The 12,436-nt window shown below is 71.2% G+C and carries 13 protein-coding genes; 7 read left to right on the top strand and 6 right to left on the bottom strand.

Annotated elements, in window-relative coordinates:
- Positions 1-27: 27 nt before the first annotated feature.
- From EOD42_RS06275 to EOD42_RS06250, 6 genes are all read right to left on the bottom strand, one after another.
- Complete coding sequence (locus tag EOD42_RS06275; protein ID WP_127786663.1) at positions 28-876, bottom strand: CheR family methyltransferase; 849 nt, start codon at positions 874-876, stop codon at positions 28-30.
- On the bottom strand, positions 873-1,949 hold the full coding sequence (gene cheB / locus EOD42_RS06270; protein ID WP_240654991.1) for a chemotaxis-specific protein-glutamate methyltransferase CheB: 1,077 nt from the start codon (positions 1,947-1,949) through the stop codon (positions 873-875). The genes EOD42_RS06275 and cheB overlap by 4 nt, the downstream gene beginning before the upstream one ends.
- Positions 1,946-2,356: a response regulator gene (locus EOD42_RS06265; protein WP_127786662.1), complete on the bottom strand. Its 411-nt coding sequence runs from the start codon at positions 2,354-2,356 to the stop codon at positions 1,946-1,948. The genes cheB and EOD42_RS06265 overlap by 4 nt, the downstream gene beginning before the upstream one ends.
- Before the next feature lie 13 nt (positions 2,357-2,369).
- Entirely contained in the window at positions 2,370-2,867 is a 498-nt protein-coding gene (locus tag EOD42_RS06260; protein ID WP_127786661.1) for a chemotaxis protein CheW, read from the bottom strand.
- Between the two features lie 11 nt (positions 2,868-2,878).
- Positions 2,879-5,488, bottom strand: a complete 2,610-nt coding sequence (locus tag EOD42_RS06255) for a hybrid sensor histidine kinase/response regulator (RefSeq protein WP_127786660.1) — start codon at positions 5,486-5,488, stop codon at positions 2,879-2,881.
- Between the two features lie 93 nt (positions 5,489-5,581).
- Positions 5,582-6,199, bottom strand: coding sequence for a histidine phosphotransferase family protein (locus EOD42_RS06250; RefSeq protein WP_164867811.1), 618 nt, complete (start codon positions 6,197-6,199; stop codon positions 5,582-5,584).
- Positions 6,200-6,441: 242 nt separating this feature from the next.
- Here EOD42_RS06250 and EOD42_RS06245 point away from each other — a divergent pair, with 242 nt between their 5' ends.
- The 7 genes from EOD42_RS06245 (at position 6,442) to EOD42_RS06215 (ending at position 12,432) form a co-directional block, all read left to right on the top strand.
- On the top strand, positions 6,442-6,606 hold the full coding sequence (locus EOD42_RS06245) for a DUF3553 domain-containing protein (protein ID WP_408902139.1): 165 nt from the start codon (positions 6,442-6,444) through the stop codon (positions 6,604-6,606).
- Entirely contained in the window at positions 6,603-7,358 is a 756-nt protein-coding gene (locus EOD42_RS06240; protein ID WP_127786658.1) for a sulfite exporter TauE/SafE family protein, read from the top strand. Before EOD42_RS06245 ends, EOD42_RS06240 begins: the two co-directional genes overlap by 4 nt.
- A gap of 69 nt (positions 7,359-7,427) precedes the next feature.
- Positions 7,428-8,426: a GTP 3',8-cyclase MoaA gene (gene moaA / locus EOD42_RS06235; RefSeq protein ID WP_127786657.1), complete on the top strand. Its 999-nt coding sequence runs from the start codon at positions 7,428-7,430 to the stop codon at positions 8,424-8,426.
- On the top strand, positions 8,423-8,749 hold the full coding sequence (locus EOD42_RS06230; protein WP_127786656.1) for a hypothetical protein: 327 nt from the start codon (positions 8,423-8,425) through the stop codon (positions 8,747-8,749). Before moaA ends, EOD42_RS06230 begins: the two co-directional genes overlap by 4 nt.
- A gap of 149 nt (positions 8,750-8,898) precedes the next feature.
- Positions 8,899-10,104, top strand: coding sequence for a DegT/DnrJ/EryC1/StrS family aminotransferase (locus EOD42_RS06225; protein ID WP_127786655.1), 1,206 nt, complete (start codon positions 8,899-8,901; stop codon positions 10,102-10,104).
- A complete protein-coding gene (locus EOD42_RS06220; RefSeq protein ID WP_240654985.1) occupies positions 10,101-11,288 on the top strand; it encodes a glycosyltransferase family 4 protein in 1,188 nt (395 codons plus the stop codon). Before EOD42_RS06225 ends, EOD42_RS06220 begins: the two co-directional genes overlap by 4 nt.
- A gap of 1 nt (position 11,289) precedes the next feature.
- Positions 11,290-12,432: a glycosyltransferase gene (locus EOD42_RS06215; RefSeq protein ID WP_240655083.1), complete on the top strand. Its 1,143-nt coding sequence runs from the start codon at positions 11,290-11,292 to the stop codon at positions 12,430-12,432.
- Positions 12,433-12,436 lie beyond the last annotated feature (4 nt).

The following is a 12,436-nucleotide window of genomic DNA, read 5'->3' as shown; positions in this document are numbered from 1 at the left end:
GGCAGAGCCCCTGGCTGGGGTCCGGGGCTACGCCCTCGCCCTCACCTGCCCGGCCGCCGCCGCCGCGTGATAAATCCCCCGCTGCCCCCCGATCGGCTCCAGCCGGTCGGTGATGCCCATCGCGGTTTCGGCAGCGCCCAGGAACAGCGCGCCATCCGGCGCCAACTGCCCCGCCAACGCGTTCAGCACCCGCGCCTTGGTGGGCAGGTCGAAATAGATCAGCACGTTGCGGCAGAAGATCAGGTCGAACTTGCCGAAGCCCCGCAGGTCATGCAGCAGGTTCGCCTGCTGGAACCGCATCAGGTTCCGCAGCCGGTCTTGCGCGCGCCAGCGCCCTTCCACCTGCTGGAAATGCTTCATCAGCTGCCGCACCGGCAGGCCGCGCTGCACCTCGAACTGGGTGAAGATGCCCTCCCGCGCGCGGTCCACCACCGCCTTGGTCAGGTCGGTGCCGAAGATCTCGAAGCGCCTGGTCTTCCACCCGGCATCGCCCGCATCCTGCAGTTCATTGATGATGATGGCGATGGAATAGGCCTCCTGCCCGGTGGAGCAGGCGGCGGACCAGATGCGGATCGGCAGGCCCGGCGCGCGGGCCTTGTGCAGTTCCGGCAGCACGGCGCGCAGATAGTCGAACGGCTTGCCGTCGCGGAAGAAGTGGCTCTCGTTGGTGGTCAGAAGCTCCGTCATCTCCTGCGCCAGGTTGGACGCGAGGGGGGAGCGCAGCTTCATCGCCAGCGCATCGAGGTTGGGCAGGCCCTCCCGCTTCAGCAGGGAGGCGAGGCGCGTGTCGAGCATATAGGCCTGGTCGGCCGTCAGCACGCCGCCGGAGCGTTCCTTCACGATGCCGGCGAGGAACTGGAAGGTCGCGGGGTTCATGCGGGCACCTTGAGAGAGGAGAGGATCTGGTCGGCGAGGGCTTCGGGCGGGGCCTGCAGGCCGGGCAGCCCGGCCTTGCTGACCGCCCCCGGCATGCCCCAGACGACGGAGCTTGCTTCGTCCTGCGCCAGGACGGCGCCGCCGGCCCGCGCCACGGACTGGCAGCCCTTCAGCCCGTCCTGGCCCATGCCGGTCAGGATCACGGCCACCATCTCCCGCCCGTAGATGGGTGCGGCGGAGCGCAGCATCGGGTCCACGGCCGGCCGGCAGAAATTCTCGGGCGGGTCGGTGGTGAGCGTGATGCTCGGCGCGGCGGAGCCGAGCTTGCGCAGCAGCATGTGCCGGTCGCCCGGGGCCACATACAGGTGCCCGGGCTGCAGCACGTCGCCTTCCTCGGCTTCCTTGCAGCGCGGCCCGCCCAAGGCGTCCAGGTGCTGCGCCAGCATGGCGGTGAAGCCCGCGGGCATGTGCTGCACCACCACCACCGGCACCGGCAGGCGGCGCGGCAGGCGGCGGACGAAGGCGGCCAGCGCCTGCGGACCGCCGGTGGAGGAACCGATGGCGATCAGCCGCGGCGGCACCTTCAGCACGGGCCCGGCCGCTGCCGGGCGCGGTGCGGCGGCCACGGGCGCGCGGCCGGCCATGCGGGCCCAGCCCTTCACCTTGGCCAGCAGCTCCGCATGGAAGGCCGGGTCGGCCAGCCCGCCCATCCCGCCGGAGGAGGTGGGCTTCGGGATATAGTCGGCGGCCCCCGCGCGCATGGCGGCCATGGTCGTGGCGGCACCGCGCTGGGTCAGGGCGCTCGCCACGATCACCACCGGGCGCGGCTCACGCTTCAGCAGCAGCGGCAGGGCGGTCATGCCGTCCATCACCGGCATTTCCAGGTCCAGCAGGATGACCTGCGGGCGTTCCTGGGGCGGTGCCGTCTCCATCACCTTGAGCGCGGCCTGGCCGTCGCCCACCCGCGCCACCACGGAGATGGCGGGATCGGCCTCGAGAATGCGCGCCAGCGCGCCGCGCACGACAAGACTGTCGTCGCACAGCATCACGCGCAGCTTCGGGGGGGCCGTCATCCGGGCGCGTCCGGGTCGAAGCCCTCGGGCGCCAGCCCCACCATGGACAGCTTGTCCATCAGGATGGCCTCGTCGAAGGGCTTCATGACGTATTCGTCGGCCCCCGCCTCCAGCCCTTCCATGATGCGGTCCTGCGCGGCCTCGGTGGTGCACATCACGACCGTCGGCTCGCTGGAGCCATAGGTGTCGCGCAGCCGCTTCAGGAACTCGATGCCGTCCATCACCGGCATGTTGCGGTCGAGCAGGACCAGCCTGGGCATGTCCTCGGCCACCGCATCCAGCGCCTGCTGGCCATCGGCGGCCTCGCGGATGGAGAAGCCGTGCTTTTCCAGGATACGGCGCGCCACCTTGCGCACCACCGTGCTGTCGTCGACGACAAGGGCGGGAATGGTGACAGGAATGGTCATGGGGGCGTTCTCCTCAGCCGATCCGCATCAGGCGTTCGACGTCGAGCACCACGAGAAGGCTCTCCCCCAGGCGGTGCACGCCGAGCGACACCTCCTTCCAGGAGGCATCCAGCGTGGGCGGGTTGGCCGCGCGCTCGGCCGGGTTCAGGGACAGCACTTCGCCCACCTGGTCGGCGAGCAGGGAATACAGCTCCCCCTGATGCTCGACGACGACGGACATGGGCTTGGCCCCGGCCTCCCACGGCGCCAGGTGCAGGCGGCGGCGCAGGTCGATGGCCGTCACGATGCGGCCGCGCAGGTTCAGGCTGCCCGCGACTTCGGGCGGGGCCAGCGGGATGCGCGTGATGGCCTGCTGGCCCAGCACGTCGCGCACCGCAAGCGCCGGCACGCCGCACAGCTGGCCCGCCACCGTCAGGGTCAGGACCATGTGGTCGGCATCGGCACCCAGCGCCAGGTTGCCGCTGGCCATGTTGCCGGCGCCGGAGGGGCGGGTCAGGGTATCGGTCTGCATGGGCGTGCTCCTCACACCGGGCTGTCGATGGAACGCGCGAAGACCTGCAGCTCGATCGCCTGGGTCAGTGCGCCGATCAGGGCGTCGCGGTCGTATTTGGCGACATAGTCGGTGAAGCCGGCCTCGCGGCCCGCCTCCACGTCATCGGGTTCCGCCTGGGCGGAGAGCGCGATCACCGGCAGCTCCTGCCAGGGCCCGCCGTCGCGGATGGCGCGCACGAACTGCAGCCCGTCCATCTCCGGCATGTTGATGTCCGACAGGATGATGTCGAACATCTCCCCCGCCTCACGCAGGCGCAGCGCCTCACGCGGGTTGGGCAGGCCGGTGATGGCATAGCCCGCGGCCGACAGGGCCGGCACCACCAGGTTGCGGAAGAAGGAACTGTCCTCCACCAGCAGCACGCGCGGCTTGCGGGTCACTTCCTTGGCCTTGGCGGTGGCCGAGAACCAGTCCGCACCGCCCTGGTGCAGCCAGTAGGCGCAGTCCAGCACCTCCGTCACCTTGTCCGCGATGACCGAGCTGCCGAGGAAGCCCTGGCGCGCCCCTGCCCCGTCGATGACGAGCTGGGTTTCCATCACGTCCAGGATCTCATCGACCATCAGCCCCATCGAATGGGCGCCGTCGCCGAAGACGAGGACCGCCTGCTTGCTGCCCGGCGCCGGCATGACCGCGCCATAGCCGGAGAGCGGGATCAGCGGCATCAGGCTGCCCCGGTACTGCACGACCAGGCTGTCGCCCGCCTGCTCGATGCGCTCGGCCGGCAGGTCCTCCAGCCGCGCGATCAGCCCGAGCGGCACGGCCTTGGGCGCGCCCTCGCCGGCGCGGAACAGCAGCACGGCCGTGTGGTCGCGGCTTTCGGCGGAGCGGGTGGCGGCGGTCAGGGTGGCCGCGGCCTCGCCGTTGGTCTCGACGCCCAGCCCCGTGCCGCGCGCGATGCCGTTCGGGTCGAGGATCATGATGACGGAGCCGTCGCCCAGGATGGTGTTGCCCGAGAACATGGTCACGTCCCGCAGGATGGGCGCCACCGGCTTCACCACGATTTCCTCGGTGTCGAACACGCGGTCGACCATGATGCCGAACACCTGGCTGCCGACCTGGGAGACCACCACGAAGGAGCTGCCGCCGGCGGCGACCGGCTGGTCCTGCAGCGCCAGCAGGCGCGAGAGGTTCACCAGCGGCAGCAGCCGGTCGCGCAGGCGCATCACCGGGGTGGACTTGATCATCTCGATCTTCGGGCCGTCGCCGTCGCCCACCCGCACCAGCTCCAGCACGGAGTTCTGCGGGATGGCGAAGCGTTCGCCCGCACTTTCCACGATCAGCGCGGCGGCGATCGCCAGCGTCAGCGGGATCTTGATGGTGAAGGTGGTGCCGCGGCCCTCGCGCGAACGCAGCTCGACGATGCCGCCGATGCGTTCGAGGTTGGTCTTCACCACGTCCATGCCCACGCCGCGCCCGGAGACGGAGGTGATGGCGGCGGCGGTGGAGAAGCCGGGGCGGAAGATGAAGCGATGGATTTCCTGCTCGCTCATCGAGGCGATCTCGGCCTCGGTCGCCAGGCCCTGGCGGATCACCTTCTCGGAGATGCGCGCGGTGGAAAGGCCACGGCCGTCGTCACCGATCTCCATCACGATGTGCCCGCCTTCGTGATAGGCGTTCAGCGTGATGCGGCCGGTCTCGGGCTTGCCGGCGGCGCGGCGCTCCTCGGGGCCTTCGAGGCCATGGTCCGCGCTGTTGCGCACCATATGCGTCAGCGGGTCCTTGATGAGCTCCATGACCTGGCGGTCGAGCTCGGTCTCGGCGCCGTGCTGCTCCAGGATGATCTTCTTGCCCAGGTCATGGGAAAGATCGCGCACCAGGCGGGGCAGCTTCTGCCAGGCGCTGCCGATGGGCTGCATGCGCGTCTTCATCACGCCGTCCTGCAGGTCGGACGTGATCTGCGACAGGCGCTGCAGCGGCACGGAGAAGGCGGAATTGGTCTCGGTGCGGGCCAGCTGCATCAGCTGGTTGCGGGTCAGCACCAGTTCGCTGACCAGCACCATCAGATCCTCCAGCACATCCACGGCCACGCGGATGGTCTGGGGCGCATTGCCCGGCCCGGCCTCGGTGGGCTGGGCGGGCGGCTGCGCGGCGGCGGCGGGCTGGGGCGCGGCAGCGGCGGGCGCGGGTTCCGGCTCAGCCACGGCGGCCACCGGCGCGGGCGCCTCGGCTTGCGGCGGGGCGGCAGGCCCGTCCACGGCCACTTCCTCGCCACGGAAGGCGGCGTCGAGCAGCGCGATCATCTCCGCATCGTCGCCGGCGGGTTCGGCGCCGGCGCTTTCGAGGCCGGCCACGATCGCCTTGATGCGGTCCACCGCGCGCAGGATCAGGCTGATGCCGGCGGCGGTGACAGGCAGGGAGCCCTCACGCCAGCGGCCCAGCACGTTTTCCGCCGCATGGGCCACCTTCTCCAGCCTCGGCAGGCCCAGAAAGCCGCAGGTGCCCTTGATGGTGTGGATGGTCCTGAACACCTCGGCCAGCACGGCCGGGTCATCGGGGTTGCGCTCGAGCGAGAGCAAGGCTCCGTCGAGGCTCTGCAGCCCCTCATTCGTTTCGGTCAGGAAGTCTGCGAGCAGGTCGTCCATGCGCGGTTCCCCGTTGGTCGGGGTTGTTTTGCGCGTGACAGGGCGAAGAAAGCGTAAATCGGATGACGGAAATCTGCCGCCGCGGCGGCGTATTCAGCAGGCGGGCGGCAGCATCATCAGCGGCGCCGCGCCGGGCCCGCCGAAGCCCATCGACAGGCGGAAGCCCCCTGCCCGCGCCTGCGCGACGAGCCAGGGTGCCAGCACCCCGCGCGAGCTCAGCCCCTCGGGCGGGGTCTCGCCGGCCAGCAGCGTGACGAAGCCGTGCGGCCAGGCCGGGGTGCGGCCCTCGGGCATCAGGATGATCGGCTGCCCCGGCTCGGCCATCACCGTGACTTGGCCGCCGCGCGGCAGGGCCTCGCCGGCCAGCATGGCCGCGGCCAGCACCAGCCGCGTCAGGCCCTCGGGCTGGGCGGCCGCCAGGTCGGGGACCTGGAAGCGGAACTGCAGCCGGTGCGCGCCGGGCGCGCCCTGCAGCAGATCGGCCATTTCCTGCCAGCTCAATGCCTCCGCCCGGCCGAACACGGCGGCGTAGAGGTGCATGCGCAGGCGCAGCTCCGTCACCGTCTCGGCCAGCAATTCGTCGGACCGCATGCCCCCGCCGATGCCGGCGGTGGCCATGATGGTGCCGAGCGGGCCGGACAGGTCATGCGTCAGGCGCGCCGCAACCAGGCTGGCGAGGCGCAGGGGGTATTCCGCTTCCGGCTCTGACATCCGGCACTCCTTAAATTCCTTGGCCGGAACAAACCGCTCCGGGCGGTCTTCCGGCTTCGGCCAATCTGTCAGGCCACAGGTCAAAAGGCTCGTCATGTTCAGTTGAACTCCGTCAGCCGGATCAACGACATGAGAGGCCTGTTACATGACACAGCAAGACATGAAGCACTTTCAGTATCATCCCACAGATTGACGAAGCCTTGCCTTCGGCGATGCTGGCGCCTGTTACAGGGGATCGGGCCGTGACATTGATCGAACCGGGCATGCGCGTGACCAACCCCGCGCATCCGGAATGGGGGGTAGGCCAGGTGCAGTCCGTGATCGGGCACCGCGTGACCGTGAATTTCGAGAATATCGGCAAGGTGCTGATCAACGCGGCACTGGTGGACCTGGAGATCCTGGATTGAGCGAGGTCCTCGACGCGCTGCGGGCCGAGATCTTCGGCCTGGCGATGCTGGGTGCGGTGCTGGGCACCATCGTGGCGGGGCTGATGCGCGGCTATGCCGGCTTCGGCACGGCCGTGATCCTGGCGCCGATCTATTCCACCATCTGGGGCACCTGGCAGGGCGTGCCCGTCATGCTGCTGATGGAGTTGCTGATCTCCATCCAGATGCTGCCCCATGCCTTCCGCGATGCCGACCGGCGCGTGGTCCTGCCCATCGGCGGCACCGCCTTCCTGACCATGCCGCTGGGCACCTGGGTGCTGTTCGCGGCCGACCCCACCGACCTCAGGCGCGCGATCGGCGCGCTGGTGCTGGTCTTCGGCTGCCTGCTCATGAGCGGCTGGCGCTATCACGGCTCCCGCCCGCTATGGCTCAACATGACGGTCGGTGGGGCGGCGGGGCTGCTGAAGGGGGCCACCGGCATGTCGGGCCCGCCCGTCATCCTGTACCTGCTGGCCGGCAAGGAGGAAGCGAAGCGCCACCGCGCCAACCTCATCCTGTTCTTCGCGCTGATCGCCATCATTTCCGTCGTGGGGCCCATCGTCGGCGGGCTGGTGGATGCCACCACCATCGCCCGGCTGATCGTCACCCTGCCGGTCATGCTGCTGTCCGTGCGGATCGGGGCGCGGCTGTTCCATGTGGTGCCGGAGCGCCTGTACCGCCCCTTCGCCATGGCGGTTCTGGTCGCCTCGGGCAGCGTCGCGCTGTTCAGCTGAGGCGGGCCGGAAAAAATCGGCACAAACTGGGGCTTGCCTATACCGGCCCCCGCGCCCCAAATCAGGGCGATGATCGATCCCTTTGGCCGCATGGTCTCCTATCTGCGCGTCTCCGTGACGGACCGCTGCGACCTGCGCTGCGTCTATTGCATGGCCGAGGACATGACCTTCCTGCCGAAGCGGGAGGTCCTGACGCTTGAGGAGCTGGAGCGCCTGTGCGGCGCCTTCATCGGCCTGGGCGTGAAGAAGATCCGCCTCACGGGGGGCGAACCCCTGGTCCGGCGCAACGTCATGAGCCTGATCGAGGGGCTGGGCACGCGCATCGGCCCAACGGGGCGGGATGGGGAGCTGGAGGAGCTGACGCTCACCACCAACGGCACCCAGCTGGCCAAGCATGCCGAGGGGCTGGTGGCGGCGGGCGTCCGGCGCATCAATGTCAGCCTCGACACGCTGGACCCCGGCAAGTTCCACGAGGCCACCCGCTGGGGCAAGCTGGACCAGGTGGTGGACGGCATCATGGCCGCCAAGGCCGCCGGGCTTGCCATCAAGATCAACGCGGTGGCGATGCGCGGCGTGAACGAGCACGAGATCGATCGCCTGCTGGAATGGTGCGGCCGCCACGGATTCGACCTCTGCCTGATCGAGACCATGCCGATGGGAGAGATCGAGGAGGACCGGACCGACCGCTTCCTCTCGCTGGATGTGGTGCGTGCCCGGCTGAAGCTGAACTGGACGCTGAACGCCACCGGCTATCAGACCGGCGGCCCCGCCCGTTACTACGACGTGGCCGAGACGGGCACGCGCGTGGGTTTCATCACCCCCATGTCCCACAACTTCTGCGAGGCCTGCAACCGCGTGCGGCTGACCTGCACCGGCACCCTGTACATGTGCCTGGGCCAGGACGACGCCGCGGACCTGCGCGCGCCCCTGCGCGACGGCGCCTCGGACGAGGAACTGCGCCAGGCCATCCTGGAAGCCATCACCCGCAAGCCGCGCGGGCATGATTTCGTCATCGAACGCGCGCGCCCGGCGGCGGTGTCGCGCCATATGAGTGTCACCGGCGGATGAACCTGGAAACTGTCGTTGCCGCGCTGACCCTGCCCGGCCTGCCCGCCTGGACCGGCGCCGTGGCCCTGGGCGCGATCGCGCTGGTCGCGCTGTGCTTCGTGCTGATGCCCTTCTCCATCTACGGGCTGCGCTCGCGGCTGGAGGGGATGGAGGCACAGCTGGACGAGATGCAGGCCGAACTGCGCGCCATTTCCGCCCGCCTGACCTCCGGCCCGCCGCCGCGCGCTGGCGAGGTCCGGCTTTCCGCCAGCCGCGCCCCGGCCGAATCGGCCCCCTCCGGCAGGCAGGAACCCCGCCTGAACTGGCCGGGACACTCCAACTGAACGGGTCTGCCCCGTGCTTTCCATGGCATGGGGATGAACGGCTGATGGATTGGTAGTGAGGTTGTAAAGATATGCACGCGTAGCGCGCATTTTCCTTGCCGCCACAATCGCGACCGTGTGATTGTCATGTCATCATCAAAGTCGCGGACATGACCCCCCTCACCGGCCAAGCCATCAGCCAGGCATCCGTCATTCCGTTTCCCACGCCGCGCCCGGCGGAGGAAAAGCGGCCCCGGCTGCTGCTTTCCCCCCCGCATCTGGCGGGCGATGAGCTGGAGGAACTGCGCGCCACCATCGACAGCGGCTGGCTGGCGCCCGCAGGCCCCGCGCTGGCGGCCTTCGAGGGCCAGCTGTCCGCCGTTCTCGGCATGCCGCATGTGGTCGCACTCGCCTCCGGCACGGCGGCGCTGCACCTGGGCTTCCACCTGCTGGGCATCCAGCCCGGCGACGAGGTCTGGGCCCCGAGCCTGACCTTCATCGCCACGGTCGCCCCCGCGGTGCAGATGGGCGCCACGCCCCGCTTCCTGGATGTGGACCCCGCGACCTGGACGCTGGACCCCGCTCTGCTCCGTGCCGAGCTCTCGGCCGCCGCCCGGCGCGGGCGCCTGCCGCGCGCGGTGGTCACGGTCGACCTCTATGGCCAGCCGGCGGACATGCAGGCGATCACGGCCGCCTGCGCCGAATGGGGCGTGCCGGTCCTTTCCGACAGCGCCGAGAGCCTCGGTTCCGTGCAGCGCGGCGGGCATGCCGGGCTGGGGGCGCGGCTCGCGGCCTTCAGCTTCAACGGCAACAAGATCGTCACCTGCGGCGGCGGCGGCGCGCTGGCCTCCGAGGACCCGTGGCTGATCGCCCAGGCCCGCCGCCTGGCCGCGCAATCGCGTGAGGACAGCGTGCTGTACCAGCACGAGACGACGGGCTTCTCCTACGGCATGTCCTCCGTGCTGGCCTCCGTGGGGCTCGCGCAGCTGCGCCGCCTGCCGGAACGGGTGGCCGCCCGCCGCGCCGTCCATGAACGCTACCGCGAGGCGCTGTCCGGCGTCGCGGGCCTGTCCTTTACCGCCGAACCCGGCTGGGCGCGCGGCAATCGCTGGCTGACGGTGCTGTCGGTCGACCCCGCCGCCAGCGGCACGACGCGTGAGGCCCTGCGCGAGGCGCTGGCGGCCGAGGGCATCGAGAGCCGCCCCGTGTTCAAGCCGCTGCATCTGCAGCCCGCCTTCCGCGACGCCCCGCGCGCGGGCGGCGAGGTAGCGGCGGCGCTGTTCGAGAACGGCCTCTGCCTGCCTTCCGGCAGCCAGATGACGGCGCAGGACCAGGGCCGGGTGATCACGGTGATCAGGCGCGCCTGCGGCCGTTGAAGCTCCTCTATCTGCATCAGCATTTCTCGACGCCCCAGGGCAGCACCGCCACCCGCTCCTTCGCCATGGTCCGGGCCCTGGCGCAGCGCGGGCACCGCGTCACGGTCGCCTGCGGGCAGTATGCCGGTGCGGCGACCGGGCTCTCCGGCCCCTTCCGGCTGGGCCGGCGCGAGGGGCAGGTGCAGGGCTTCCGCGTGGTGGAATTCGCCATTCCCTGCGGCAATGCCCAGGGCATGGCGGCGCGGCTGCCGGCCTTCCTGCGCTTCGCCGCCCGCGCCGCCTGGCTGGCCCGGCGGGAGAAGTTCGACCTGGTGCTGGCTTCCTCCACCCCGCTGACCGTGGTGCTGCCGGCGCTGGCCGCCCGCGCGCCCTTCGTGTTCGAGATGCGGGACCCCTGGCCCGAATTGCCGCGCGCCATGGGCGGGGTGCCCCGCCCGCTGCTGTGGGGCATGGAGAAGCTGGCCGACCTGGCCTGCCGCCGCGCCGCCGCCGTGGTGGCGCTGAGCGAGGGCATGGCCGGCATCGCCGGGGCGCGCGGGGCGCGGGTGGTCCATACCATCCCGAACGGTGCGGACCTCGACCTGTTCGGCCCGCATGTCGCGCCGTGGCGCCCGGACGCGGCCGGCTCGCATGAGGTGCTGGCGATCTATGCCGGCGCGCTGGGCCGCGCCAACGGGCTGGACCTGGCGCTGGACGCCATGGCCCTGCTGCGCGGGGTGCCGCTGCGCCTGCTGCTGGTGGGCGAAGGCGGCCAGGCCGCGCATCTGGCCGCGCGCATCGCGGCGGAGGGGCTTTCCAACGTCACCCTGCTGCCGCCCATGCCCAAGCGCCGGCTGGCCGGCCTGTTCGCCGGAAGCCAGATCGGGCTGCACCTGCTGGCCGATGTCCCGGCCTTCGCGGAGCTCACCGCCCCCAACAAGATCATGGACATATTGGCGGCCGGCCTGCCGCTGGTGACCAACGCGCCGGGCCATGCCGCGCGCTGCGCCGAGGCGGGGCCGAGCGGCATCGCCGTGCCGCCGGGTGATGTCCATGCCCTGGCCGGGGCGCTGCGCGATCTGGCGACATCGCCGGGCCGCCGCCAGTCGATGGGCGCCGCCGCCCGCGGCCAGGCGCTGCGCCGCTGGGACCGCCGCCTGCACGCCACCCATTTCTGCGACGCGCTGGAGGCCGCCCTTGCCTGATGTGCTGATGCTGTCCGCCGCCCATCCGCCCGCCGATGTGCGGATCGTGCTGAAGGAAGGCGCCGCCCTGGCCGAGGCGGGGCTGGCCGTGGAGCATCTGAGCCCGGAGGCGCCCGGCATGCCCGCCCAGGCGGCAGGGGTGCGGCTGCTGGGCTTCCCCCGGCCGCGGGGGCGCTGGGGGCGTATCCGCCACATCTGGCGGCTTTCCAGGCTGGCGCGGGCCCGCGGCGCGCGGGTGATCCACGCGCATGAACCCGATTCCTGGCTGGCCGGCTGGCTGGCCCGGCCCGCCAGGCTGGTGATCGACGTGCATGAGCATTACCCCAGCCGGCTGGACGACCGCCTGCCCCGCTGGGCGCGCCCGCTGGGCCGTGCCTCGCTGCGCCTGTTCTGCCGCCTGATGGGCCGGCTGGCGGATGCGGTGGTCGTGGCCAAGGACGGGCTGGCCGAGGATTACGGCCGCGACTGCGTGGCCGTGCGCAACTATGCCGGTGACCCCGGCACGGCCCCGCGCCGCCATGCGCCGGGGCCTGTCACGCTGCTGCATCTGGGCGCGATCTCGCGCGCGCGGGGGTGGCCGCAGCTGCTGGCGGCGCTGTCGCTGGGCCCGGCGGACGCGCGGCTGGCCGTCGCCGGCCGCTTCACCGACGGCACCCAGGCCGAATTCGAGGCAGAGGCCGCGCGGCGCGGCCTGAGCGGGCGCATCACCCTGCATGGCTGGCTGCCGCAGGCCGAGATGGCGGCGCTGGCCGGGCGGTGCGACATCAACCTGGTGCTGTTCCAGCCGGGCCATGAGAATCACCGCCTGGCCCTGCCGCACAAGCTCTCGGACGGCATGCTGGCCGGGCTGCCCGTCATCGCGCCCGATTTCGCGACGGAGGTCGCGACCATGGTGCGGCAGGCCGAATGCGGCCTGCTGGTGGATGTGGCGGACCCCTTCGCCATCGCGGACGCCGTGCGCCGCCTGACGGTCCCTTCCCTGCGCGCGCGGCTCGGCAGCCAGGGGCGGGCGGCGGCCCTGGGCCGCTTCGGCTGGCGTGCCCAGGCGGAGGCGCTGCGCAACCTCTATGCCGGGCTGTCGGCCGGGCGAGATCTTCCGCAACATGCGGCGCTGCTTGGCAAGCCCCCGCCCCGGGGCCTATAGCCCG

Origin of the sequence: Rhodovarius crocodyli (genome assembly GCF_004005855.1) — a bacterium.
GTDB lineage: Bacteria > Pseudomonadota > Alphaproteobacteria > Acetobacterales > Acetobacteraceae > Rhodovarius > Rhodovarius crocodyli.
Note: the sequence above shows the minus strand (reverse complement) of the source record. Positions and strands in the feature narration are given on the sequence as shown.

Excerpts from the sequence above, each read along its gene's own strand:
- EOD42_RS06265 (WP_127786662.1), bottom strand. The coding sequence starts at position 2,356 with ATGACCATTCCTGTCACCATTCCCGCCCTTGTCGTCGACGACAGCACG.
- EOD42_RS06260 (WP_127786661.1), bottom strand. The coding sequence starts at position 2,867 with ATGCAGACCGATACCCTGACCCGCCCCTCCGGCGCCGGCAACATGGCC.
- EOD42_RS06230 (WP_127786656.1), top strand. The coding sequence starts at position 8,423 with ATGAACCTGGAAACTGTCGTTGCCGCGCTGACCCTGCCCGGCCTGCCC.
- EOD42_RS06255 (WP_127786660.1), bottom strand. The coding sequence starts at position 5,488 with ATGGACGACCTGCTCGCAGACTTCCTGACCGAAACGAATGAGGGGCTG.
- EOD42_RS06250 (WP_164867811.1), bottom strand. The coding sequence starts at position 6,199 with ATGTCAGAGCCGGAAGCGGAATACCCCCTGCGCCTCGCCAGCCTGGTT.
- EOD42_RS06275 (WP_127786663.1), bottom strand. The coding sequence starts at position 876 with ATGAACCCCGCGACCTTCCAGTTCCTCGCCGGCATCGTGAAGGAACGC.
- cheB (WP_240654991.1), bottom strand. The coding sequence starts at position 1,949 with ATGACGGCCCCCCCGAAGCTGCGCGTGATGCTGTGCGACGACAGTCTT.
- EOD42_RS06225 (WP_127786655.1), top strand. The coding sequence starts at position 8,899 with ATGACCCCCCTCACCGGCCAAGCCATCAGCCAGGCATCCGTCATTCCG.
- moaA (WP_127786657.1), top strand. The coding sequence starts at position 7,428 with ATGATCGATCCCTTTGGCCGCATGGTCTCCTATCTGCGCGTCTCCGTG.